Here is a 23868-nt window from a genome sequence, read left to right on the forward strand (position 1 = left end):
AATCTTGAATGGGAAACTTCGCCCGCAGCAGTTCCATACTGAATGGCCGAAACGGGAGAAGTCCCGTTCTTTTTGAATTTGTAAGTGAGGCGATCAAAGCATGAGCAATCGGAGTTCAAGTGTTGAGGTACTGCCGTCCGAAGACGGCTCGATAGAGCAGCCTGTTCCCACCGCCTGGCGGCCAGTATTCCGGGAGATTGTTCTTGCTTTCGCCCAACAGAACTACCGTCTGCTAGATGTCGAGACGGGAGCAGAGGCGCTTTCGCTGGAGTCAGCGGCAAGAATCCGTGACTACGTCGAAGATTACGGGGCTTTGCTCACGGAGTTGCCGGAAGACACTTGGGAGTTCTCCGTCTGCGTCCGATCCGGCAAGCACTGGAGCGTTCTGGTGGATCTATGGACGCAGTCCGAAGGACGAAGTGATCTCGTGTTGAGTGCTCGTGTCTTAGCTCTGGATTCAGGTTTCGCATTCAAGAATCTGATGGTCTATGTGCCGTAACAGTGGCGACTCTGCATCCTCAGGAAGTCAGCTGTCGATAGGCTGCCCTGCGGATGAGATTCGAATCAGGCGCCATAACTTGCATCCCCGCGATCCCGCCCTGCCCACTCCCCAAACTCCAACGGCCGAATCCCAAACCGCACCGCATTCCCCGCATGCAGCGCGCCAAACTCGGCCAGCGCCAGCTGCACAAAATGCGTGTGGTCGGCCTCTGGGACAGAAGCAGGCATCCTGCGCTTCACAGCATCCTCCGTAGCAGCCTCCCCCTGTCGCACGATGGCCGCAATCACCTCTGCCAGTGCCTGCCGGTGGCGCAGTCGAAAAATGTCCGGCGGCACCAGGTTCTGCTTCACCGCCACGTATTGCTGGCAAGACCGCTCGTAGGCCCACACGAACACATCGCGCAGCAGGTCCACGCGGTTGAGTTCGTACACGCCCAGCATGGCGTCTACATACGCTTGTTGCGGCACGTCGATGAACGACAGCGGGCACAGGTTGTGGCGAATGAACGGGATGTTGGCCGCCAGGCGCGAGACGCGTTTGTTCACGTCCTCAAACGGCTGCAGGTAGGGCAGGTGCACCATCAAAAAGAAGGCTTGCTCGAACGGGTCGGTGATCTCGGCGGCCATTTGGGTGACGATGCCGAAGAGTTCTTCGAGCCGCTGGGGCAGGGCGATGGGCAGGTAGACGCTGCCGCCGATCTCCACGGCGCGGCGGCGGATGCGGCCCACGGAGGCGGGGTCGGCCATCAGGCCGTCGGACAGGAAGGCGTGCAGCGCTATCAACGTGTCAGTACGTACCTGTGCGTTTTCGGGCTGGAGAACCAGGTATTCGATGGCCTGCTTGTGGTTCAGGATCATCTGGGTTTCCAGCGCGTTCTTGCCTTCGGCGGCCTGGCCGAACTCGATCAGGCGTTCGGTGTCGAGGCGGCTGTAGGTGTTGCCCTCGAGGTGGGACGAGGCCCAGGACAGGTCGATGAGCAGGCGGTTGAGGATGTCTCTGGCGAAGGTGCCTGCGGGGGTTTGGTCGGCGGGGGATCGGCCTAGCCCATGCAGTTGCTCGCGCAGGTCGTGCGGCAGGTAGGCCGTATCGTTGGGGTGGTACTGCGACAAAAAGTCCAGCTGGTAGCCCACCGGTTTGCGCAGATGGCGCGACTGGGAGATGGCGGCACGGATTTCTGCGCCTTCTGCTGAGGTGGGGACGTAGTCGGCGGTCGCCCATGCTGCGGGCGGCGCGGCTTCGACAGGCGGTTGCTGCGGATGGCTTGGATTGCTGGGGTGGTAGCGCGTGGCCCGGCCCTCGCCGCGCACCGTGATGCGCCCTTGCTCTGACAGCCGTGCCAGGCGGCGCTGCAGCGTGCGGCGCTCGTGGGTGCCCCCCAGCAGTTGCAAGAGGGCGTCGCTGCCGACCCCGGCGGGGCCTGCGTTGTGAATCAACACAGCGAGTTGGTCCAGCTCCTGGGCAAGGGTAGGGCGGGGCATGGCAGGGGCTCCTGGTGTCGTAAACGCAAATCGCGACAGATTTTTGTCGTGAAAGTAGTTTAAGCGACAAAATTCTGTCGCGAAAGCGGTTTGCGCGTCATGGCGTGGTGCTTCTCGCAGCTAAGCCCTCGGCATGCAGCCCCATCCACCCGGGATGGATTGTCGATAGTTACTGCGAAAAATATAGCTGTTTGCGCTTGATGGGTAAGCGTTAAGGCCTGTTTTTATCCAGATCTGCTGCATGGGCAGACGCATCGCCTTCTTGTGCGCCGTCCACCCCGCCATACCCCGGGTACTGGCCGCCGACGGCCCCCATCGCCGCGCTCTCCTGCCGCTCCTTCGCCATCTGCTCCGCCAACTGGTTGCGCCCCTCGCGCGCCACGGCGATGAACTTGGCCTGGTCTTTGTAATGCGGGTACATGCGGTCGGCCAGGGCGATGTTGTGGGTGCGAAAACGCTGCGTGATGGCGGTGGCCTGCGCGGCGGGCAGGCCCATCAGCTCCAGCACGGTGTGGGCGCTTTGCAGGCTGGACTCGAACAGCTCACGCTGCACCAGCGTCACGCCCAGGTCGCGCAGCTTGTTCCAGTGGGAGATGTCCCGTGCGCGGGCGACCACCTGCAGGTGGGGGAAATGTTCGCGTGCCAGCTTGGCGATCTGGAGCGATTGCTCGGCGTCGTCCACAGCCACCACCAGGATGCGGGCGTGTTCGGCCCCCGCGATGCGCAGCAGGTCGAGCCGCGTGGCGTCGCCGTAGAACACGCGGTAGCCAAAGGTGCGCGCCACTTCCAGCATGTCCACGCTGTGGTCCAGCACGGTGGTGCGCAGGCCCTGGGCCAGCAGCACGCGCGAGACGATCTGGCCGTAGCGGCCAAAGCCCGCGATGATGATCGGGGCCTCCTGGGGCTCTGAAATTTCATCGGCCGTCGGCGCCTTGACCTTGGCGTAGCGGCGCAGAAGCACCTTGTCGAGCAGCACCAGCAGCAGCGGGCTGATCAGCATCGACAGCGCCACAGCACCGATGAGCAGAGACGCGGTCTCGGCCGGGAACACGCTGGCGCCCGCTGCTGCCTGGAACACCACAAAAGCGAATTCACCACCCTGCGCCAGCAGCAGCGTGAACACCGGGCGCTCTTGATAAGGGATGCCGACGACCTTGGCCAGGGTGTAGATGACGATGGCCTTGGCCGCGAGGAAGCCGACCAGGATGGCCGCCATGAGGCCCGGCGAGCGCAGGATCACGCCGAAGTCGATGCTCATGCCCACGGCGATGAAGAACAGGCCGAGCAGCAAACCTTTGAAGGGCTCGATGTCGGCCTCGAGCTCGCGCCGGTATTCGCTGTCGGCCAGCAGCACGCCGGCCAGAAAGGCGCCCAGCGCCATCGACAGGCCCACCATCACCATGAGGTAGGCGATGCCCACCACCAGCAGCAGCGCGGCGGCCGTGAAGATCTCGGGCGTGTTGCTCTTGGCGATCCAGCGCAGCACGGGGCGCAGCAGCAGGCGCCCGCCCAGGATGATGGCGGCGATCACACCCACGATCTTGAGCACTTCCAGCGCCAATTCGCCCGGCGTGTGGCCCGCGCCGTCGCTCGCAGCGGCGCCCAGCACGGGCAGCAAGGCCAGGATGGGGATGGCCGCCACGTCCTGGAACAGCAGGATGGAGAAGCCCGCCTGTCCGCTCTGGGTGCGCATGAGGTTGCGCTCGGCCAGCGACTGCAGCGCGATCGCCGTGGACGACAGCGCCAGGCCCAGCGCACCCACCAGGCTCACGCGCCAGGGCAGGCCGGCGAGGGCACCCAGCGCAAACAGCACGGCCGCACAGCCCAGCACCTGCGCAGTGCCGGTGCCGAAGATGGGGCGGCGCAGCGCCCACAGGCGGCTCGGTTGCAGCTCCAGCCCGACGAGGAAGAGCATCAGCACCACGCCGAATTCAGCGAAGTGCAGGATGTCCTGCACATTGCTCACCAGCCCCAGGCCCCAGGGCCCGATCGCGATGCCCGCCGCCAGGTAGCCAATGATGGCCCCGAGGCCCAGCGCCTTGGCAATGGGCACGGCCAGCACCGCGGCGGTGAGGTACAGGAAGCCGTAGGTGAGCCAGGTGGGGGCGTGTTCCATAGAGGGGGATGCGGGCGATGGCGTTGGGGGAGGTGTCGCAGGGATGCGGGCGTGTCAGGATTCTGGCATTGCCGCAGCGATGTGGGAGGGCGCGCGTGGCATGCTAATAGAGCGCTTCTATTTTGATAGCTGTCAGCGCTTTCTGGTTGTGCGCTAGAGGTTACTTTTTTCCAGATCGTCGCATCAAAGCGGGGCGTTGTTAAGATGTTTGCCCTTCTTCGCACACGGGCACGGTGACTCATGGACTTGCAGACTTGGCTGGCTTTTTTCGCGGCATCGTGCCTGATTGCGGTGTCGCCGGGCTCGGGGGCTGTGTTGTCGATGAGCCATGGCCTGTCGTTCGGCGTGCGCAAGACGGGGGCCACGATCTTTGGCCTGCAACTGGGCCTGCTGCTGATTTTGCTGATCGCCGGGGCGGGTGTGGGTTCGCTGCTGCTGGCGTCCGAGGTGGCTTTCAGCGTGGTGAAGGTGCTGGGCGCCTGCTACCTGATTTACGTGGGCTTCAACCAGTGGCGTTCCGGCGATGTATCGCCCGTGCAAGGCGATGAGGCCGCGTCTGCAGGCACCTGGAAAAAGCGCTGCCTGACGGGTTTCCTGACCAATGCCACCAACCCCAAGGGCATCATCTTCATGGTGGCCGTGTTGCCCCAGTTCATGACCGACACACGCCCGCTGTGGAGCCAGTTGCTCGTGATGGCTGCTACCACGCTGACGGTGGACGTGGTGGTGATGCACGGCTACGCTTTTGGCGCCAGCGCCCTGCGCCGCCTGATGCGCAGTGCCCGTGCCGTGCGCACGCAGAACCGTGTGTTTGGTGGCCTGTTGATGGCGGTGGGCGCCGGGCTGTTCTTCGTCAAGCGTGGCGGGCAACACGCTTGATGGGATGTTGATGCTTTGATTTTGATAGCATTTGGCGCTTGTCAATCAAGCGCCAGAGGCTGATTTTGCTTGGTTTTTCATGGGCCCGCAGATTCCAAGGAGGTTGTCATGCCAGTAGTTGTTGTCGCCAATCCCAAGGGTGGCGTGGGCAAGTCCACGCTGTCCACCAACATCGCGGGCTACTTTGCGAGCCAGGGGCACCCCGTGATCCTGGGCGACACCGACCGGCAGGAGTCCGCCAAGCTCTGGCTGGGCCTGCGTCCTCCCGCCGCGCGCGCCATCGGCGCCTGGGACAGCAGCTCGGATGTGATCAGCCGCCCGCCCAAGGGCACCACGCATGCGGTGCTCGACACGCCCGCCGGCCTGCACGGCTGGCGCCTGAACGACGTGCTCAAACTGGCCGACAAGATCATCGTGCCGCTGCAGCCCAGTGTGTTCGACATCTTCGCCACGCGCAGCTTTCTGGACCAGCTGGCCGAGCACCGCCACGCGGCGGGCGTGCAAGTGGGCATCGTAGGCATGCGCGTGGACGCGCGCACCAAGGCCGCCGAGCAGTTGCACCACTTTGTGGACAACCTGGGGTTTCCGGTGCTGGGTTATCTGCGCGATACGCAGAACTACGTGCACCTGGCGGCGCATGGTCTCACGCTGTTTGACGTGGCGCCGGGCCGCGTGGCACGCGACCTGGAGCAATGGCAAGGTATCTGTACGTGGCTCAATTCTTGAAGGACAGCGTGAAGCAGAACGTACAACAAGGCCCCCGGGAAAACACCTGTCACACGGCAGACAAGGCGCGCCTGGGTGCAGGGCTACATTGCAACGATGAAAATCTTTCGCTCATATTCCGAAGTCAGCGCCTGCGTGGGCCAGGAGGTCGCCGTGACCGACTGGATCACCATCACGCAGGAACAGGTCAACCTGTTCGCTCAGGCCACGGGCGACCACCAGTGGATCCACGTGGACCCCGAGCGTGCCAAGGCCGGGCCGTTTGGCGCGCCGATTGCGCACGGGTTTCTCACGCTGTCGCTGATTCCGCAGTTCTTCGAGACGGGTCTGACCATCGAGGGCGCGCGCATGGGCGTGAACTACGGCCTCAACAAGGTGCGTTTCACGTCGCCGGTGCCGGTGGGCAGTCGGCTGCGTGCGCGACTGACCTTGCAGGCTGCCGAACCGATTGCGCCCGATGGCATGCAGATGACCTGGCTGGTGACGGTGGAACGCGAAGGCAGCGACAAGCCCGTGTGCGTGGCGGAATCGCTGGCGCGCAACTTCGGCGCCCCGGCGTAGCAGGACAACCCCCTGAGCGGCTGCGCCGCTCGGTGCCGCCGCCAGAGGCGACGGCTCTTCGGGCACGTCCATGCCTGCGCAGGCAGGCATGGAGCCGCGGCCCTCAGCCCCCCCTCCCGAATGGCTGCGCCATTCGGGAGNAGTGAAGCGCCGCTGCGCGGTGTGGGCGGCCCTTGCGCGGCGGTCGCTGGCCTGGATCGCGCGTGTTCCACGGACTGCGCTCTCGTTAGACGCTCGTGTTTTTAGGCAGGAGGCTTGAACCATGGACCGTCTGCAAGCCATGAAGATTTTCGAGCGTGTGGTGGAGGAGGGCGGCTTTGCCGCCGCCGCCCGCGCCATGGACATGTCACCCCCTGTGGTCACCCGCATGGTGGCCGAGCTGGAGCAGCACCTGGGTACGCGGCTGCTGCAACGCACCACCCGTAAGCTGGCGCTCACCGACGCGGGCGATGCCTACCTGCAGCGGGTGCGCACCATCCTGCACGAGATCGACGACGCCGAAGCGGCGGCGGCCGCCAACACGCGCGATCTGCGCGGCACCATCCGCATCGTTGCGGCGCCGGTGCTGGCCACCAATTTTCTGGCGCCCATGGTGGCGCTGTGGCACGCCGAGTTCCCCAAGCTGCTGCTCGATATTGACCTGGATGCCTATGCCTCGGCGCGGGTGGATGAGTACGACGTGACCATCATGGTGGCGGGCGAGGACTTCGACGCGAACATCGTTGCGCGTCCGCTGCTGCAGGGCGAGGCCATTGTGGTGGCGTCGCCCGACTACCTGGAGCGCAAGGGCATTCCGCGCGAGCCGCAGGATCTGCTGCAACACGACTACCTGCGCGATTCCGGCATGGCCGCCCGTTCCCAGACAGGGCCTGGTCGCAAGCTGCGCCTGCAATCCCTCAACGGCAATCTGCCGGCCCAGGAAATCGACGTGCCGGCGGTGCTGCAGTCTGTCAGCACCGAACTGCTGCTGCGCGCGGCGGTGGACGGCGCAGGGGTGGCCGTGACTTCACGCCTCTTGGCGGAAGAGCACCTGGCTCGGGGGGAACTGGTGCATATCCTGCCCGCGTGGATCTTTTCGCGCTACACCATCTATGCCGCGTTGCCATCAGGCCGCATGTTGCCCGCGCGCACGAAAGTGTTCCTGGACTTTCTCAGCGAACAGGTGCCTTTGGCCATGGCTGAACAGCGCGGGCAGGCCAGATAAACCGGGGCCACGGGCCAAGTTGCCTATCAACCCAGTTGGGCAAATCCGCTGATGATGGTGCCTTCCGGCTCCACGGTAATTTCGCCGTCGGGCATGGCAAAACTGTTCTGGCGCCAGGCCTCGAACACCGTCACGGCCACGGCGTTGGACAGGTTCAGGCTGCGCTGACCCGCCACCATGGGCAGCCGCAGGCGCTGCGCAGGTGGAAAACTCTCGCGCAGCTCGGGGGGAAGCCCCCGCGTTTCGGCCCCAAACACCATCCAGTCGCCCGGCAGGAAGCAGGTGGAATGCACCGGCTGCGAGCCGTGAGTGGTCATTGCGAACATGCGTGTCGGGTCAGGCTGGGCGTTGCGCAGGAAGGCCGTCCAGCCCGGGTGGACTTGAACTTGGGCGTACTCGTGGTAGTCGAGCCCTGCGCGCCGCATCTGGCGGTCTTCCATCGAGAACCCCAGGGGCTCGATCAGGTGCAGGGTGCATCCCGTGTTGGCCGCCAGGCGAATCACATTGCCGGTGTTGGGCGGGATCTCGGGTTCAACGAGGACGATATGGAACATGCCCACAATTGTCATCGCTCGGCGTGTGAGTTGAGCAACCGCTCGTAATCAAAAGTATCCCTTTGGTACCTGTTTGGTACTTTTCAATCCAGCCCCGTGCGCGCCAGGACGGCGGCGGTGACATGCGCCACGCCCGCCTCGCGCAGTGCCAGGGTGGCCGCCTGCAGCGTTGCGCCAGTGGTCATCACATCGTCAATCAGCACCACGCGCTGGCCGCGCAGGGCCGCAGCGCGGGCAGGCTCGACGGCGAAAGCGCCCCGCAGATTGCGCAGGCGTTGTGACCGCGGCAGGCTGCTTTGCGCCTCGGTGGCGTGCAGGCGCAGCAGGGTGCGGTGGTCGGCCTTGGGCCCCGCCAGGTGCCCTGCCAGCAGCGCCGACTGGTTGAAACCCCGCTCGCGCAGACGCTCTGTGGACAGGGGCACCGGCAGCACGCGGTCTGCGGTTTCCAGCGCCGGTTCCATCCAGGGCGTGCTGCGCATCAGCGTGGACAAGGCCCTGGCCCATCTTGGATCACCGCGAAACTTGAAGTGCGCCAGCGCATCGGCCCAGGGGTAGGCGTAGTCCACGGCGGCGATGCAGGCGTCGAAGCTGGGCGGGCTCTGGAGGCAGGCGCCACAAATGGCAACGCCCGGGGGCACCCGCAGGGCGCAGCGCTGGCAGCGCGTGGCGGGCTGGGCAAATCGCGCCACGCAGGCGTTGCAGACCCGCTGCGAGGGCCACGCGTGGCAAAAGGCGCACTGGCTGGGGACTTTGTCCGCCCAGGCGCGGAGATGGCGCGAAATCCCTGTCAAACCGGTAAGAGGCATGAATCAATATACTCGCGCGTCCTAGTGCCCTGCCATGTCCTCCGAGCGTCCTCCCACCATTGATCCCGTTGCTGCAGCCCGCTGGCATGCAGCGGCCCCCGCTGTGTCCCCCTGGCTCCATGAAGAAGTGGCCCGCCGCATGGAGGACCGCCTGCAGTGGATTCGCCAGGCCCCCGAGTCGTGGTGCCATTGGGACGCAGTGCGTGGAGGCCTGCAGGCGCATGCGCTGGTGAGCGCGCGCTATCCCAAGGCGCGCTGCCAGATCTACGAAACAGCCGTGCACTGTGAGGACACCGCCCGGCAGGCACTGGCCAAGCCCTGGTGGAGCCCTGCCCGCTGGAGTGCTGGCAACCCGCAGCTGGGGCTGCCTGTGGATGCCAGTGTGCAGATGCTTTGGGCCAACATGGCGCTGCACACGGCGGCCGACCCGCAGGCGTTGATCGCGCAGTGGCACCGTTCCCTGGCGGTAGATGGCTACCTGATGTTTTCCTGCCTGGGGCCCGATACGCTGCGTGAACTGCACGCGGTGTATGCCGAGCTGGGATGGCCCGCAGCTGGGCACGCCTTCACGGACATGCACGACTGGGGCGATATGTTGGTGCATGCGGGCTTTGCCGAACCGGTGATGGACATGGAGCGCATCACGCTCACCTTTGCCACACCCGAGCGGCTGGTTCAGGAGCTGCGCGAGCTGGGCTGCAACCTGCACCCTGATCGCTTTCCCTCATTGCGCGGCCGGCGCTGGCGCGAGAAGCTCTATCAGGCACTGTCGCTTCGGCTGGCAGATCCGCAGCAGGGAGGTCAGTTGGCACTGACTTTCGAAATCATTTATGGCCATGCCTTCAAGCCTGCACCGCGTGTGCGGGTGAGTTCCAGCAGTGCTGTGTCGCTGCAGGACATGCGCACCATGTTGCGCCAGGGCGGCAAAGAGAACTAGCCTGTAACGGCGTGTCAATGACATGGAACAAGGCACGCTACAATTCCAGGTTATTGAGATTTTGGGCATCTTCCCGCGCAACTTTGCTGGCTGCGCCTGTCTTGCCAACGGCAGACGGGCACCACGGCTGGCAGTCTTGTGAGCACTTCCGGTGACGGGCTTGGTTTTTCGTTTTGCCACGGTGTCGGGTCAGCGCATTGACTGGCGTCTCGTTCGCAACTGTTCGGTCACGCCGGCGCAGTTGGGGTGGATGTATCTGTCCTTGTGTGTCGTGTCCCTGGGTATCGCAACATGCTTCTGGATACTCGGTGCTCGTCTGGTCATGCCTTTTGCATGGCTTGAAATCGTGGCTGTAGGAGTTGCATTCGCCATGTACGGTCGCCATGCGGCGGATGGCGAGAGGATTTCGCTGCAGGGCTCACGCCTTGTGGTGGAACTGGAGACGGCAGGCAAACTGGAACGCGCCGAGTTTGATCGGACCTGGGTTCGCGTAGAGCCCAAGTCCGGAGACCGTTCGCTGATCATGCTGTCTGCGCAGGGCCGTACGGTGGAAGTGGGGCGCTACATGCGCCCCGAACTTCGACCGGCCCTGGCATCGGAGATCCGCATGGCCTTGCGCGCCGCCTGACCCCACGCAGGCGCGCGAAAGGGATTGGTTAAATTGAGGCTTAGAAGTAAGTGAGAACTATGAAGAGCATTTCCAACAAGCTGGCTTCTCTGCTGCTGATTGCCGGTGCATGGGTGGGCTCCGCAGCCCATGCCGTTCAGGACCTTCCTGGCGGCCCTGCAGTCAACCAGCTGAATCTGGCACCTCCCGTCACCAAGATCGCAGAAGAACAGCACTTTCTGCACTGGATGATGATGGTCATCTGCACGGTGATCTTTGTTGCAGTGTTCTCCGTGATGTTCTACTCGATTTGGAAACATCGCCGCTCCAAGGGCGCCAAGTCGGCCAATTTCCATGAGTCGGTGACGGTGGAAGTGGTCTGGACGATTATTCCGTTCATCATCGTGATCGTGATGGCTCTGCCCGCGACCAAGGTGCTGGTGGCCCAGAAGGACACCACCAATGCGGACCTCACCATCAAGACCACGGGATACCAGTGGAAGTGGGGCTATGACTACATCACCGGCGAAGGCGAGGGCCTGGCCTTCATTTCCACCCTGGACAGCAGCCACCGCGTGATGTCCGACAGCGGCAACGTCAAGGACGCTCCCGCCAACTATCTGCTCAAGGTGGACAACCCGATGGTGGTGCCGGTCAACAAGAAGATCCGCATCATCACCACCGCCAACGACGTGATCCACGCCTTCATGGTGCCTGCCTTCGGCATCAAGCAGGATGCGATCCCCGGATTTGTGCGCGACACCTGGTTCCGTGCCGAGAAGATCGGCGACTACTATGGCCAGTGCGCCGAGTTGTGCGGCAAGGAACACGCCTACATGCCCATCCACGTGAAGGTCGTGTCCGCTGAGGATTACACCGCCTGGGTGGCCGACCAGAAGAAGAAGGCTGCGGCCAAGCTGGATGACCCCACCAAGGTCTGGGCGCTGGACGACATCATGAAGCGTGGCGAAAAGGTCTATGCCGCCAACTGTGCGGCTTGCCACCAGGCCAATGGCAAGGGCGCGGGCCCCATCAAGCCCCTGGATGGTTCAGCCATCGTGCTGGATGCGGACCATGCCAAACAGATCCAGGTCCTGCTCAAGGGTGCGGCCAATGGCGCGATGCCTGCCTGGGCCCAGCTGAGCGATACCGATATCGCTGCAGTGGTGAGCTACACGAAGAACTCCTGGTCGAACAAGACCGGCCAGCTGGTGCAGCCTGCTGAAATCGTGGCCCAGCGTGGCAAGTAATCACCGCCCTATCGTATTGAGGAATCCAAAATGAGCGCAGTTCTCGACAACCACGGGCACGCGGGCGATCACGCACACGACGGCCACGACCACCACCACGGCCCGACTGGCTGGCGTCGCTGGGTGTTTGCCACCAATCACAAAGACATCGGTACGCTGTACCTGCTGTTCGCCTTCGCGATGCTGATGGTCGGCGGCGTGCTGGCCCTGCTGATCCGCGCCGAGCTGTTCCAGCCCGGCCTGCAGCTGGTCAACCCCGAGCTGTTCAACCAGCTGACCACCATGCATGGCCTGATCATGGTGTTCGGCGCCATCATGCCGGCCTTCGTGGGCTTTGCGAACTGGATGATCCCGCTGCAGATTGGCGCCTCCGACATGGCTTTTGCGCGCATGAACAACTTCAGCTTCTGGCTGATGATTCCTGCGGCGATCATGCTTGTGACGTCGTTCTTCATGCCCGGTGGCGCACCCGCTGCCGGCTGGACGCTGTACGCACCGCTGACGCTGCAGATGGGCCCCTCCATGGACGCCGGCATCTTCGCGATGCACATCCTGGGTGCCTCGTCCATCATGGGCTCGATCAACATCATCGTGACCATCCTGAACATGCGCGCCCCCGGCATGACGCTGATGAAGATGCCCATGTTCGCCTGGACCTGGCTCATCACCGCCTACCTGCTGATCGCCGTGATGCCCGTGCTGGCCGGCGCCATCACCATGACGCTGACGGACCGCCACTTTGGCACCAGCTTCTTCAACCCCGCCGGCGGCGGTGACCCAGTGATGTACCAGCATATCTTCTGGTTCTTCGGCCACCCCGAGGTGTACATCATGATCTTGCCGGCCTTCGGCATCATCAGCCAGATCGTGCCCGCCTTTGCTCGTAAGAAGCTGTTCGGCTATGCCTCCATGGTGTATGCGACCTCGTCCATCGCCATCCTGTCGTTCATCGTGTGGGCCCACCACATGTTCACGACCGGCATGCCCGTCACCGGCCAGCTGTTCTTCATGTACGCCACCATGCTGATCTCTGTGCCCACGGCCGTGAAGATCTTCAACTGGATCGCCACCATGTGGCGCGGCTCCATGACGTTCGAGACCCCCATGCTGTTCGCAGTGGGCTTCATCTTCGTGTTCACCATGGGTGGCTTCACCGGCCTGATCCTGGCCATGGCGCCCATCGACATCCAGCTGCAGGACACTTACTACGTGGTGGCCCACTTCCACTATGTGCTGGTGGCTGGTTCGCTGTTCTCGATGTTTGCCGGCGTGTATTACTGGCTGCCCAAGTGGACCGGTGTGATGTACTCGGAGACGCGTGGTCAGATCCACTTCTGGTCGTCGCTGATCTTCTTCAACATCACCTTCTTCCCGATGCACTTTCTGGGTCTGGCTGGCATGCCCCGCCGCTATGCCGATTACCCCATGCAGTTCGCCGACTTCAACGCCATCGCGTCTGTCGGAGCATTTGGTTTCGGCCTGGCACAGGTGTACTTCTTCTTGGCCGTGGTGGTGCCTGCCATGCGTGGCAAGGGTGAAAAAGCTGCTGCCAAGCCATGGGATGGCGCCGAAGGCCTGGAATGGGAAGTCCCATCGCCAGCACCGTTCCACACGTTTGAAAACCCACCCAAGCTGGACGCTACGGCAACCCGCGTGATTGGCTGAAGACCATGCCCGTGACACCCGAACAGAAAAAGAGCAACCTGCGGATGGCGCTGATCCTGGCGTCCGTGGCGGTTGTCTTCTTTGTCGGGTTCGTGGTCAAGGTAGTTCTGCTGTCTCGCTGAACCGGCAACCTCCATGAGCCTGCACCGCGAAAACGCCAAGATGGTCGGCAAGCTGGTCGTGATTGCGGCCGGCATGTTCGCTTTCGGCTATGTGCTGATCCCTATCTACAAGCACATTTGCGAGATGACGGGCATCAACATCCTGTCGCTCTCCGAGCGGCAGGTGCCGGGCAATGGCGTGGCGGGCAAGGATGTCAAGGTGCCTGCGAATACGCAGGTGGACAAGACCCGCACGATCACGGTCGAGTTTGATGCCAACGCGCGCGGCCCCTGGGATTTCAAGCCTGCCCAGCGCTCGGTGAAGGTGCATCCGGGCGAGCTGACCACGGTGATGTACGAGTTTCAGAACATCCAGAACCGTCGCATGGCTGCGCAGGCCATCCCCAGTTACGCACCGCGCCAGGCCGCGGCGCACTTCAACAAGCTGGAGTGTTTCTGCTTTAACCAGTACACGCTGGAGCCCGGCGAGAAAAAAGAATGGCCGGTGGCGTTTGTGATTGATCCACGTATCTCCAAGGACGTGACGACCATCACCTTGTCCTATACGTTCTTTGAAGTGGGTGGCAAGACGCCTGCGGCCCCGGAATCCACTGCCGCCCTGGACTTGGCTGTGCCTGCCATCATCCCCACAGTGGCAGGAGCGGGCTCATGAATGCCCCATTGGACCAGCCCGTTGTGAAGCCGCATGAACGCAAGGGATCTTTGCTGCGCACGGTGCGTGCGGTGGCTTGGTCGCTGATTGGCTTGCGCAAGGGCAGCGAGTACCAGCAGGATGTCGAAAAACTCAATCCACTGCACATCATCGTGGTGGGATTGGTGGCGGTTTTTCTGCTGGTCATCGGCCTGATTGGGCTGGTGAACTGGATTGTGTGAGTGTGTGCTGGTTGGTACGAACAAATACTGAAAACAAAGATTTTGAGAGTCAGGAGCTGAAATGAGTGCATCAACCCACGGCGGAACCCCGTACTACTATGTACCCGCAGAGTCGCGTCACCCGGTGATGGCGGCGGCCGGTCTGTTCTTTGTCATTCTGGGCGCAGGCCAGTGGATCAATGGCCACGATTGGGGCAAGTATTCGCTGGCCTTGGGCCTGGTATGGTGGCTGTTCACGCTGTACCAATGGTTCGGTGATGCCATCCGCGAGAGCCAGGGTGGCCTCTATGGTCACAAGATCGATCTGTCCTACCGCTGGAGCATGAGCTGGTTCATCTTCTCGGAAGTGATGTTCTTTGGCGCGTTCTTTACGGCTCTTTGGTGGGCGCGTTCGCATTCTGTGCCTGCCCTGGGCAGCCTGGACAACGCATTGCTGTGGCCCAATTTCAAGGCAGTCTGGCCCAGCCTCGCCGCTGGGGTGACCGCTTCACCCGCTGGTATCGTCGAACCCTTCCAGACGGTCGGCCCTTTCTGGTTGCCCACCATCAACACGGCGCTGCTGCTGACCTCGGGTGTGACGCTGACCATCGCCCACCACGCACTGCGCGAAAACCACCGCGGCAAGACGATCGGCTTCATGTGGGCCACGGTGCTGCTGGGTTTTGTCTTCCTGCTGGTGCAAGGGTATGAGTACTACCACCTCTACACCGATCTGAACCTCAAGCTCAATTCGGGCGTGTTCGGCTCGACGTTCTTCATGTTGACCGGATTCCACGGGTTCCACGTGTTTCTGGGCATGTTGATGCTGCTGGTGATTACCCTGCGCCTGCAAAAGGGCCACTTCACGGCGGACAAACACTTCGGTTTTGAAGGTGCTGCCTGGTACTGGCACTTTGTGGACGTCGTATGGCTGGGCCTGTACGTGCTGGTTTACTGGATGTAAAGAGCGCCTGCCGCCCACAAAAAAAGCGCCTCGCGGCGCTTTTTTTGTGGGCAAGCAGATCTCCACACCAAACGCAGGCGCCTCGCCGGAGGCGGGCGGTTGCCCGGTTGCGCCGGGGTGAGGCTAGCGGGTCGTCGCTGGCAGGCCGGTGGGCTGGATGTAGCCCAGCTGCCAAGCCACCAGAATACATAGGAAGAGCACGATGGAGATACCCACCCGCACCGCAAGCGCCTTGGCCATGTGGTTGCCCTTCGATTTGTCATCGCGCCCGTTGCGCATCATGAAGAACAAGGCAGATGCCAAGCTGGCCAGAATGGCGATGAACGCCACCACTACGAGGTATTTCATGGGAGACATTATCCAGTGACAGCTTCCCGCCGTCCTCTGGGCCTGCGTTTCTGGCTGATCGCCCTTGCGGCCACTGCGGGCATGCTGGTCACGGCCTCGCTCGGCCGCTGGCAGCTGTCGCGCGCAGCAGAAAAAGAAGGGCTGCAGGCCGTGCTGGACGAGCGTGGCCGCATGCCGGCCATCGACGGCAGCGCTTTGCTGGCAGGGTCGGCTGGTTCTGCGCAGGACGCCGCTTCGCTGGTGCACCGCACCGTGGTTCTGGAGGGCCATTGGCTGGCAGAGCACACCGTGTACCTCGACAATCGTCAAATGCACGGGCGCCCAGGGTTCTTTGTAGTGACCCCGTTGCAGCTGGCTGGGCCAGGCGGTGCGGTGGTGCTGGTGCAGCGTGGCTGGGCCGCGCGCAACTTCCAGGACCGCCAGCAATTGCCGCAGGTGCAGACGCCGCAGGGTGCAATGGTGCGGGTACAGGGCCGCGTTGCGCCCGCGCCTTCACGCCTCTATGAGTTCCAGGGCGCCGACAGTGCGCTGGGGTCTTCCCGCATCCGGCAAAATCTCGATCTGGCGGCGTTCCGCACCGAAACCGGCCTGGCGCTCGCCCACCTCACGGTGTTGCAGACGGGCGAAGCGGGCGAGGGGTTGCTGCGCGACTGGCCCGTGGTCGGCGCAGGCGTCGACAAACACTACGGTTACGCATTTCAATGGTTCGGGCTCTGCGGCCTGATTGCACTTCTCTATGTCTGGTTCCAAATCGTCCGACGGTTCATTCGCCCACGCAGCCAGCCTGCCGCCTGAGGCTCATGGAGACCATCCCCTGGGTCTTACCGTGCATACGCTGCCCGAAGCGGCGGGTGCCGTGGCCCAGACCCAGCGTACGCGCCATGGGCGGTGGAAGATGTTCGGCGTGCTGCTTATCTGTGCCGCCCCTGTCATCGCCTCGTACCTGACGTACTACGTGATCCGCCCCGATGGCCGGCGCAACTACGGCGAGCTGATCCAGCCGCAGCGAACCCTGCCGGATCTGACTGCTACCGCACTCGATGGCACGACCGTCCCCCTGGTGTCGCTGAAGGGGCAATGGCTTCTGGTCAGCGTTGCTGGTGGTGCGTGCGATGCAGCCTGCCAGAAGCACCTCTATCTGCAGCGTCAACTGCGGGAAAGCGTGGGCAAGGAGAAAGACCGCGTGGACTGGGTATGGCTGGTGAACGACACCACCAGCGTGCCCCCCGAACTTGCACCTGCGCTGCAAAAAGCGACGGTACTGCGTATGGATGCCGCCGCTTTGAATGCGTGGCTTGCTCCGGCCGAAGGCCATCAGATCGCCGACCACCTGTATGTGGTGGATCCCATGGGCAACTGGATGATGCGTTTCCCGGCTGCCATGGACACGGCGGGTGCGGCCAAAGCCAAGCGAGATTTTGAACGCCTGTTGCGTGCGTCTTCCTCGTGGGATGAGGCCGGGCGTCCTGGCAAACCGTGATGGACACACAACCGCTTTACGATCTGGCGCCCATCGCCCGGCTCATGCTGCTGGGCGTGTTGATTGCGCTCGGGCCCCTGGCCTGGGTAGGCTGGCGCAACCGGAACAGCTCCCCCATGCGGCGGCTGCAGGCACTCAGGGTGCTCACCCTGTTCCTGACCTTCGACCTGGTGCTGTTTGGCGCTTTTACCCGCCTGACCGACTCCGGCCTGGGCTGCCCTGACTGGCCGGGGTGCTATGGCAATGCCAGCCCCGTGGGGGCGCGTACAGAGATTGCCGCAGCCCAAGAGGCCATGCCCACCGGCCCGGTGACGCATGGCAAGGCCTGGGTCGAGATGATTCACCGCTACCTGGCTACAGGTGTGGGCGTGCTCATCATCGTGCTCACCGTGTCGGCCTGGGTGCAGCACCGCAAGGCCCGGCATGGTGGGGGTGAACCTCCCCCCATCAGCCCGTGGTGGCCCACGTTCACGCTGTTCTGGGTGTGCCTGCAGGGCGCGTTCGGGGCGCTGACGGTAACGATGAAGCTGTTTCCCGCCATCGTCACGCTGCACCTCATTGGCGGGCTGGTGCTGCTGGCGCTGTTGTGTGTGCAGGCTGTGCGCCAAACCCAGGGTGCGCAAGGCAAGGCGCCCGTGCTTATTTCCACAGGGCTGCGCTGGGGGCTGGTGGTGACCGGCGTGCTCGTGGCCCTGCAAGTGGTGCTGGGCGGCTGGGTCAGCACCAACTATGCGGTGCTGGCCTGCACCACCTTTCCCACTTGCCAGGGCAGCTGGTGGCCAGCCATGGACTTTGGCCAGGGCTTTCAGATCTGGCGTGCGCTGGGCTTGCTGCAGGACGGCAGCCACATCAGTTTTGCCGGGCTCACGGCCATCCATTACGTGCATCGCTTGATGGCTTACGTGGTCCTCGCTGCTCTGGGCTTGGTGTGCTGGCGACTTCGCCAGGCCGGTGTACTGCCGGTTCAGGCCCGTTGGCTCGCCGGGCTGGCGTTGATGCAATTGGCCACCGGCCTGTCCAATGTTGTTCTGGACTGGCCGCTGCTGGCTGCCGTGCTGCATACCGGAGGTGCTGCGGCGCTGGTGGTGGTGTTGACCTGGGCCTTGGTGTCCAGCCGCGCGGCGTCCGCGCTGCAAGAGTTTTCCGCGCCCTCGGGCGCATCGAGAGTGTCCGCATGAGTGTTGCTGCCCCTGCCGTTGTTTCCCCGCCTTCGCGCCTGTCGCAGTTCTATGCGCTGACCAAACCCCGTGTGGTCCAGCTCATCGTGTTTTGTGCGCTCATTGGCATGGTGCTGGCCGTGCCGGGGCTTCCGTCGGCCTCGCAACTCGGCCTGATGGCGGCGGCCTGCGCCGGTGTGTGGCTGGTTGCGGGGGCTGCAGCCGCTTTCAACTGCATCGTGGAACAGGGCATCGACGCCAAGATGAAGCGCACTGCCTGGCGTCCCACGGCCAAGGGCCAGTTGTCCAACGCCCAGACGCTTCTGTTTTCTGCCGTGCTGTGCACCGCAGGCTCTGCGCTGCTGTATTTCTGGGTAAATCCCCTGACGATGTGGCTCACGTTTGCGACCTTCGTGGGCTATGCGGTCATCTACACGGTGATCCTCAAGCCCCTCACCCCGCAGAACATCGTGATCGGCGGTGCATCGGGCGCCATGCCTCCCGTGCTGGGATGGGCCGCCATGACCAACGATGTCGGCCCCGAAGCGCTCATCCTGTTTCTCATCATCTTCCTGTGGACGCCCCCTCACTTCTGGGCGCTGGCCCTGTACCGGGTGGAGGACTACCGCAAGTCTGGCTTGCCCATGCTGCCGGTGACCCATGGCAACGAGTTCACCCGCCTGCAGGTGTTTCTGTACACCCTGATCCTGTTTGCCGGGTGCCTGATGCCCTTCGTGTACGGCATGAGCTCGTGGATCTACCTGGTCGCCGCCGTGGTTCTGAGCGCTGGCTTCTGTGGCTACGGCTTTGCCCTGTGGCGCAACTACTCGGACGCGCTCGCGCGCAAGACCTTCCGCTTCTCCCTCATCCACCTGAGCGCCCTGTTTGCCGCCCTTTTGGTGGACCACTACGTGCTGTGAACATCGCCATGCCTATGCTGAAAAGAAATGCTCTTAAAACGATAGCTGTTAGCGCTTTATCCATAAGCGCTATGGGCATTTTTAGTGCCTGTTCCGAGAAAAAGGCGGAGTTCCGCGGCGTGGACATCACCGGTGCGGACTACGCCCGCGACCTCCCGCTGACAGACCACAACGGCCAGGCGCGCCACCTCAAGGACTTTGCAGGCAAGGTGGTGGTGGTGTTCTTCGGCTTCACGCAGTGCCCGGACGTGTGCCCCACCTCCATGCAAGAGCTGGCCGAGGTGAAGAAAATGCTGGGCAAGGACGGCGAGCGCCTGCAGGGCATCTTCGTCACGGTGGACCCGGAGCGCGATACACCCGAGGTGCTCAAGGCCTACATGGCCAACTTCGACCCGAGTTTTCTGGCCCTCTATGGCACAGCGGACCAACTGGCTGCGGTCGCCAAGGACTTCAAGATCTACTACAAGAAGGTGGATGGCAAGACACCCACCAGCTACACCATGGACCACTCAGCGGGTAGCTATGTGTACGACACCTCGGGGCGCCTGCGCGTGTACAACCGCTATGGCAGCGGCGTGCAGGCCCTGGCATCGGACGTCAAGGCGCTGTTGGGCGAGGCAGGCTGAACGGCCTGCCTGCGCTCCGTGCGGCCGGCGCGCAGCTGCCGTAGAGGGCCGCGCGGGCCCTCGTCGCCCCGCTGCCTTCTTTTTTCTTTACTCGGCCTTGATGCCGCGCATGGCAATCACACCGCCGAGCAGGCTGGTGTCGGCCTTGATGCGGTTGGCTAACCCTTCGGGTGAAGTGCCTGCCACCTGCCAGCCTTGTTGAAAGAGCTTGCTGCGCATTTCTTCACTGCGCGCAATCTCGCTGATCAAGGCCGCCAGCTTGGCCTGGATCGGCTTGGGCATGGTGGCTGGCGCAGCAAACGCATTCCAGATTTCAAGGTTGAAGCCCCGGATGCCGGCTTCCGAAAGGCTCGGGATATCCGGTGCCAAGGGACTGCGGCCTGCCGATGTCACTCCAATGGCGCGCAGCTTGCCAGCGCGCACCTGGGCCTGGGCCAGCGCGGGGGGGAGCAGCGCCATCTGCAGCTGCCCGCCCAGCATGGCGTTGGCGACTTGTGGATAGCCGGGATACGGCACATGCACGGGGTTGATGTTGCTGCGCGACTTCAACAGTTCGGTGCCGATATGGCCCACCGTGCCCACGCCGGGCGTGCCGTAGCTCCATTTGTCGCCGCCATTGCGCGCCGCCACGAAGAATTCGCGCGCGTCGGCATTCGCGGGCACACCGGGCTGGGTCACGGGCGCGGTCAGCACCAGGGGGGACGTGCCGACCAGGCTGAGCGGGGCCAGGTCCTTGAGCGGGTCGTAGGGTACCGCTGGGTTGATCATCTTGGCGATGGTCATGTTGCCGTTGATCATCAGGCCGATGGTGTGGTCGTCGCGGGCCTTGGCCACCGCGTCTGCGCCAATGTTGCCACCCGCACCCACCTTGTTTTCCACGATCACTGGCTGGCCCAGGGCCTTGGACAGCGGCTCGGAGAAGGCGCGAGCCGTCAGGTCAGGCGACGTACCGGCGGGAAAGCCCACGATGATCTTCACCGGCTTGGTGGGCCAGGCCAACGCTGCAGGTGCTGCGGCTGGCTTGGCCGTGTTCTGGGCGAGGGCCCAGGGGGAAGCGGCAGCCAGGGCTATCAGCAGCGACGCGCGGCGGGAAACGGGGCGTGACAACATGGGACGGAGTCTCCTCAAGAATATTCAGGTGCCAAAACGACACGGGGCCCCAGAACTGGGGCCCCGTGAGACAACTTCTGCAGGAGCGGAATATTAACGCGTGCCCGCCAGTGCTCAGGCGTACTCCGCCAGAGCCTTTTTCATCTTTTTCATGGCGGCCACTTCGATCTGGCGGATGCGTTCTGCGCTCACGCCGTAGACCGCAGCCAGTTCGTGCAGTGTCATGCCGCCCGTGCCGTCATCATTGACCTTGAGCCAGCGCTCTTCCACGATGCGGCGGCTGCGGTCGTCCAGGCTGCCCAGCGCCGTGGCGATGCCATCGGTAGCCAGCACATCGCGCTGGCGCGACTCGATCATGGCAGTGGGCTCGTGCGACGCGTCGGCCAGATAGGCGATTGGTCCAAAGGCCTGTTCGCCATCGTCCGAAGGCGCCGGATCCAACAGCACATCGCCGCCCGACATGCGGGTTTCCATCTCGATGACCTCTTCGCGCTTCACATTGAGCTGCGCGGCCACCGTGTCGATTTCACGGTCGGACAGCGTATCGCGGTGTGTTGCGGCATCGGCGGCTGCGGCATCAGCCTTGAAGCCCTGCTTCATGGAGCGCAGGTTGAAGAACAGCTTGCGCTGCGCCTTGGTGGTGGCCACCTTCACCATGCGCCAGTTCTTCAGGATGTATTCGTGGATCTCGGCCTTGATCCAGTGCATGGCATAGCTCACCAGGCGCACGCCCTGGTCGGGGTCAAAGCGCTTGACCGCCTTCATCAGGCCCACATTGCCTTCCTGGATCAGATCGCCATGGGGCAAGCCATAGCCCAGATATTGGCGTGCAATCGAAACCACGAGGCGCAGGTGCGACATCACCAGCCGACCGGCGGCGTCCAGATCGTTGTTGTCTTTGAGCTGCCGCGCGTAGGTCTGCTCTTCTTCGTGCGTGAGCAACGGCAGGCGGTTGACGGCGGAGATGTACGCGTCAAGATTGCCCAAGGGGGGCACCAGCGCCCAGGGATTGGCGGGTGCCAAAGTCGTCGTTGCGGTTCCAGATTGAATGTTCATTCCGGGAATCCTTTCCTCTAAGCCATGATATTAGCACTCCATAGGACAGAGTGCTAAACCCGGAGTTCCCTTCCGGTTGTTTGCAATGCTGCCGCTATGTTGTCCTCTGTGCACCGCCGGGATTCAGGCGGACTATTTGCAAATTGTTGAATTAACGTGTTGATTTAAAAGGTGTTTTTTCCATATTTGGAAGACGCGATGCACTTGACTTCCTGTTGTCGGAGTCCTGGCGGTGTCGGTGGTTCCGGCACTTTGGTGCCCCGCTTTGCGATTGGTGCGACTTTTGGAACAGTCTGTTCATGATCCAGCAATTTTCTCCCCCGCTGGCTTTGCACCCCCCGCTATGGCAGACTGCATCGCCCAACGCCTTCGGGAGACGCGCATGACCGAGCCGACTGCCCTTTGTGACATTCTTGTTGTCACCACCACGGTGGCCACCGAAGCGGAAGCGCGGCGGTTGGCACAGCTGGTCTTGCAGGCGCGGCTGGCAGCCTGTGTGCAGGTGGAGCCCATCACGGCTTACTTTCGCTGGCAGGGCGCCTTGCAGGAGGACCGCGAACTCCGGCTGGTCTGCAAGACCGTGCCCCGTGCGCTGCACCCGCTGTTGGCATTGCTACGGGCACAGCATCCCTATGCGCTGCCGCAGTTGGTGGTCCAGGCGCAGCAGGGGTCTGCAGAATATGCCGACTGGGTGGATGCACAGGTGGCCCACGCCACGGTGCTGGCCTGATCGCTGGGCGTCACCCGGGTTTTTCGGGCCCTCTGACCGAGGGGTGGGCCGCCAACGGCCCCTTGGCTTTCGGTCTATACGTTCAGGTCGATTTGCTGCACGGTGCCTGCGCTGCCGTTCTCTCGCAGGTAGATGCTGGTGGAGCGCACGGCGCCCAGGCTGCCGTTGTCCGCCGTGCGCAGGGCTAACGGCGTTGCCTGGGCTCCAAGCTGTATTGCCCCCACGCCCAGTTCCTCCAGGGTTTGCAGCCTGCCCGTGCCATCCGCGTTCGGGGTCCACACGCGCAGCTGTTCGAAGACCGGGTCGGCCTCGTCGATCCAGCCATTGCCATCGCTGTCATGCCGGGCCAGCTCTGAAAAGCCGTTGCCCGTGTCGGGCCCGAAGAGTTCCAGGCCGTTATCGATGCGTGCGTTCTGATTGGTGTCTAGCGCCAGGTAGCCCCGGTTGCCAGCGAGCAAGGGTACCTGTTCGGTCTGCCCGTCGCCGTCCAGGTCGAAGGCAAAGCGCAGGTTCTGCAATTGGGCGGCGGTGCCGTCAAAGTTGACGACCAGCGGGTCTACCGCCACAGCGTCGCCCAGCCGCAGGCTGACGGAGGATTCCGCGCGGTAGCTGCGCTGCATGTCCAACTGCAGCGTGAACCGGATCTCCTGGCCATCGGCGGTGCGCACGGTGCCCGCCGCCGCAAACTGCGTACGCTCGGTTTCTTCCAGCACCTCGCGCTGTTCATAAATCACGCCAAATCCCGCTCGCTGGCGGGGGGGTGCTGCCGCGCTGTTCGCTGGGGCCGGAGTGGGTGGGGTGGCCGCGGGCGCGTCGGAGGACTGCGGCCCGGCATAAATGCGGACGAGCACCCCGGTCATGCGTTCGATCAGGTCGCGGATCATGGCGAGCTGGGGCGTCAGGCCTTCGTCGGGGTCGCGCTCCGGCAGCGGTTCGACCGAGGCTGCAGCGGCGTGGGTAGCATGGGCGGCCTGGGCCAGGCGGGCTGCATTGGATATCTGCAACGGTGGGGCCTGGCGGGCAGGGGGTGTGCGGGTGGGGCGGTCACCCACCCACATTTCCAGGCGGCTCGTCTGGCTGTGCATGCGCGTGGCGGCATGCTGGGCCTGCATCTGCAGGGTGGACGACTCGATTTTCATGGGGCACCTCCATGGTTTCCACGGAGGCTCGGCCCGGGGCTGGCTGGCGTGGCCCTTGGTTGTCGGCACTTCTGGGCGG

Annotated in this window: 27 protein-coding genes; 19 read left to right on the forward strand and 8 right to left on the reverse strand. The window is 63.4% G+C overall.

All coding sequences use genetic code 11. The features are described 5' to 3' along the window. Positions 1-100 precede the first annotated feature (100 nt). Positions 101-499 (forward strand): hypothetical protein, encoded by a 399-nt coding sequence (locus ASE52_RS11900; RefSeq protein WP_057226338.1) that lies wholly within the window; start codon positions 101-103, stop codon positions 497-499. A gap of 65 nt (positions 500-564) precedes the next feature. Here ASE52_RS11900 and ASE52_RS11905 read toward each other — a convergent pair whose 3' ends face one another. Together ASE52_RS11905 and kefC are read right to left on the reverse strand one after the other, a co-directional pair. Then, entirely contained in the window at positions 565-1980 is a 1416-nt protein-coding gene (locus tag ASE52_RS11905) for a Fic family protein (protein WP_057226340.1), read from the reverse strand. 211 nt (positions 1981-2191) lie between these two features. Then, positions 2192-4096: a glutathione-regulated potassium-efflux system protein KefC gene (gene kefC, locus ASE52_RS11910; protein WP_057226342.1), complete on the reverse strand. Its 1905-nt coding sequence runs from the start codon at positions 4094-4096 to the stop codon at positions 2192-2194. Between the two features lie 240 nt (positions 4097-4336). On the opposite strand from kefC, the gene ASE52_RS11915 reads away from it, so the two are divergent. The 4 genes from ASE52_RS11915 (at position 4337) to ASE52_RS11930 (ending at position 7466) form a co-directional block, all read left to right on the forward strand. Beyond that, positions 4337-4975 (forward strand): LysE family transporter, encoded by a 639-nt coding sequence (locus ASE52_RS11915; protein ID WP_057226344.1) that lies wholly within the window; start codon positions 4337-4339, stop codon positions 4973-4975. A 108-nt stretch (positions 4976-5083) separates the two neighbouring features. Continuing rightward, a complete protein-coding gene (locus ASE52_RS11920) occupies positions 5084-5701 on the forward strand; it encodes a ParA family protein (RefSeq protein ID WP_057226346.1) in 618 nt (205 codons plus the stop codon). A 96-nt stretch (positions 5702-5797) separates the two neighbouring features. Beyond that, positions 5798-6262 carry a MaoC family dehydratase gene (locus ASE52_RS11925; protein WP_057226349.1) on the forward strand — a complete coding sequence of 155 codons (465 nt, stop codon included), beginning with the start codon at positions 5798-5800 and terminating at the stop codon, positions 6260-6262. 262 nt (positions 6263-6524) lie between these two features. After that, on the forward strand, positions 6525-7466 hold the full coding sequence (locus tag ASE52_RS11930; RefSeq protein WP_057226351.1) for a LysR family transcriptional regulator: 942 nt from the start codon (positions 6525-6527) through the stop codon (positions 7464-7466). A 26-nt stretch (positions 7467-7492) separates the two neighbouring features. Here ASE52_RS11930 and ASE52_RS11935 read toward each other — a convergent pair whose 3' ends face one another. Together ASE52_RS11935 and ASE52_RS11940 are read right to left on the reverse strand one after the other, a co-directional pair. Further along, a complete protein-coding gene (locus tag ASE52_RS11935) occupies positions 7493-8020 on the reverse strand; it encodes a tRNA (cytidine(34)-2'-O)-methyltransferase (RefSeq protein ID WP_010459333.1) in 528 nt (175 codons plus the stop codon). 83 nt (positions 8021-8103) lie between these two features. Further along, complete coding sequence (locus ASE52_RS11940; protein WP_057226353.1) at positions 8104-8826, reverse strand: ComF family protein; 723 nt, start codon at positions 8824-8826, stop codon at positions 8104-8106. Positions 8827-8860: 34 nt separating this feature from the next. Here ASE52_RS11940 and ASE52_RS11945 point away from each other — a divergent pair, with 34 nt between their 5' ends. The 8 genes from ASE52_RS11945 (at position 8861) to ASE52_RS11975 (ending at position 15223) form a co-directional block, all read left to right on the forward strand. Further along, complete coding sequence (locus tag ASE52_RS11945) at positions 8861-9763, forward strand: hypothetical protein (RefSeq protein WP_057226355.1); 903 nt, start codon at positions 8861-8863, stop codon at positions 9761-9763. A gap of 151 nt (positions 9764-9914) precedes the next feature. After that, on the forward strand, positions 9915-10391 hold the full coding sequence (locus tag ASE52_RS25090) for a DUF2244 domain-containing protein (protein ID WP_029413218.1): 477 nt from the start codon (positions 9915-9917) through the stop codon (positions 10389-10391). Positions 10392-10450: 59 nt separating this feature from the next. Beyond that, positions 10451-11620, forward strand: coding sequence for a cytochrome c oxidase subunit II (coxB, locus tag ASE52_RS11955; protein WP_057226357.1), 1170 nt, complete (start codon positions 10451-10453; stop codon positions 11618-11620). A 30-nt stretch (positions 11621-11650) separates the two neighbouring features. Next, positions 11651-13285, forward strand: coding sequence for a cytochrome c oxidase subunit I (gene ctaD / locus ASE52_RS11960; RefSeq protein ID WP_029413216.1), 1635 nt, complete (start codon positions 11651-11653; stop codon positions 13283-13285). A 5-nt stretch (positions 13286-13290) separates the two neighbouring features. Next, on the forward strand, positions 13291-13407 hold the full coding sequence (locus ASE52_RS26295) for a cytochrome oxidase small assembly protein (RefSeq protein ID WP_241776986.1): 117 nt from the start codon (positions 13291-13293) through the stop codon (positions 13405-13407). 13 nt (positions 13408-13420) lie between these two features. Beyond that, complete coding sequence (locus ASE52_RS11965) at positions 13421-14059, forward strand: cytochrome c oxidase assembly protein (protein ID WP_010459318.1); 639 nt, start codon at positions 13421-13423, stop codon at positions 14057-14059. Further along, positions 14056-14280, forward strand: coding sequence for a DUF2970 domain-containing protein (locus ASE52_RS11970; RefSeq protein ID WP_057226359.1), 225 nt, complete (start codon positions 14056-14058; stop codon positions 14278-14280). The genes ASE52_RS11965 and ASE52_RS11970 overlap by 4 nt, the downstream gene beginning before the upstream one ends. Positions 14281-14341: 61 nt before the next feature. Then, complete coding sequence (locus tag ASE52_RS11975) at positions 14342-15223, forward strand: cytochrome c oxidase subunit 3 (RefSeq protein WP_057226361.1); 882 nt, start codon at positions 14342-14344, stop codon at positions 15221-15223. Positions 15224-15346: 123 nt separating this feature from the next. Here ASE52_RS11975 and ASE52_RS11980 read toward each other — a convergent pair whose 3' ends face one another. Next, positions 15347-15571 (reverse strand): twin transmembrane helix small protein, encoded by a 225-nt coding sequence (locus ASE52_RS11980; RefSeq protein ID WP_010458091.1) that lies wholly within the window; start codon positions 15569-15571, stop codon positions 15347-15349. Between the two features lie 15 nt (positions 15572-15586). Between ASE52_RS11980 and ASE52_RS11985 the strand changes: the two genes are divergently transcribed. From ASE52_RS11985 to ASE52_RS12005, 5 genes are read left to right on the forward strand one after another with little or no spacing between them, the layout of a single operon-like run. Continuing rightward, a complete protein-coding gene (locus ASE52_RS11985; protein WP_057226363.1) occupies positions 15587-16366 on the forward strand; it encodes an SURF1 family protein in 780 nt (259 codons plus the stop codon). Further along, on the forward strand, positions 16308-17051 hold the full coding sequence (locus ASE52_RS11990) for a hypothetical protein (protein ID WP_057226365.1): 744 nt from the start codon (positions 16308-16310) through the stop codon (positions 17049-17051). The genes ASE52_RS11985 and ASE52_RS11990 overlap by 59 nt, the downstream gene beginning before the upstream one ends. Next, the gene (locus ASE52_RS11995; RefSeq protein WP_057227195.1) at positions 17051-18229 is read left to right on the forward strand and encodes a COX15/CtaA family protein; all 1179 of its coding nucleotides are present in this window, start codon (positions 17051-17053) and stop codon (positions 18227-18229) included. The genes ASE52_RS11990 and ASE52_RS11995 overlap by 1 nt, the downstream gene beginning before the upstream one ends. Then, positions 18226-19128, forward strand: coding sequence for a heme o synthase (cyoE, locus tag ASE52_RS12000; RefSeq protein ID WP_057226367.1), 903 nt, complete (start codon positions 18226-18228; stop codon positions 19126-19128). The genes ASE52_RS11995 and cyoE overlap by 4 nt, the downstream gene beginning before the upstream one ends. 8 nt (positions 19129-19136) lie before the next feature. Beyond that, positions 19137-19754 carry an SCO family protein gene (locus ASE52_RS12005; protein ID WP_050812412.1) on the forward strand — a complete coding sequence of 206 codons (618 nt, stop codon included), beginning with the start codon at positions 19137-19139 and terminating at the stop codon, positions 19752-19754. An 87-nt stretch (positions 19755-19841) separates the two neighbouring features. On the opposite strand, the gene ASE52_RS12010 is transcribed toward ASE52_RS12005, so the two are convergent. Both ASE52_RS12010 and rpoH read right to left on the reverse strand, forming a co-directional pair. Then, entirely contained in the window at positions 19842-20864 is a 1023-nt protein-coding gene (locus tag ASE52_RS12010) for a tripartite tricarboxylate transporter substrate binding protein (RefSeq protein ID WP_057226369.1), read from the reverse strand. 114 nt (positions 20865-20978) lie between these two features. After that, a complete protein-coding gene (gene rpoH, locus ASE52_RS12015; RefSeq protein ID WP_057226371.1) occupies positions 20979-21920 on the reverse strand; it encodes an RNA polymerase sigma factor RpoH in 942 nt (313 codons plus the stop codon). 382 nt (positions 21921-22302) lie between these two features. Between rpoH and cutA the strand changes: the two genes are divergently transcribed. Further along, positions 22303-22650 (forward strand): divalent-cation tolerance protein CutA, encoded by a 348-nt coding sequence (cutA, locus tag ASE52_RS12020; RefSeq protein ID WP_057227197.1) that lies wholly within the window; start codon positions 22303-22305, stop codon positions 22648-22650. Positions 22651-22724: 74 nt separating this feature from the next. On the opposite strand, the gene ASE52_RS12025 is transcribed toward cutA, so the two are convergent. Next, positions 22725-23789 carry a hypothetical protein gene (locus ASE52_RS12025; RefSeq protein ID WP_057226373.1) on the reverse strand — a complete coding sequence of 355 codons (1065 nt, stop codon included), beginning with the start codon at positions 23787-23789 and terminating at the stop codon, positions 22725-22727. Between the last annotated feature and the right edge of the window lie 79 nt (positions 23790-23868).

The sequence above is a fragment of the Acidovorax sp. Root275 genome, from assembly GCF_001428965.1.
GTDB lineage: Bacteria > Pseudomonadota > Gammaproteobacteria > Burkholderiales > Burkholderiaceae_C > Acidovorax > Acidovorax radicis.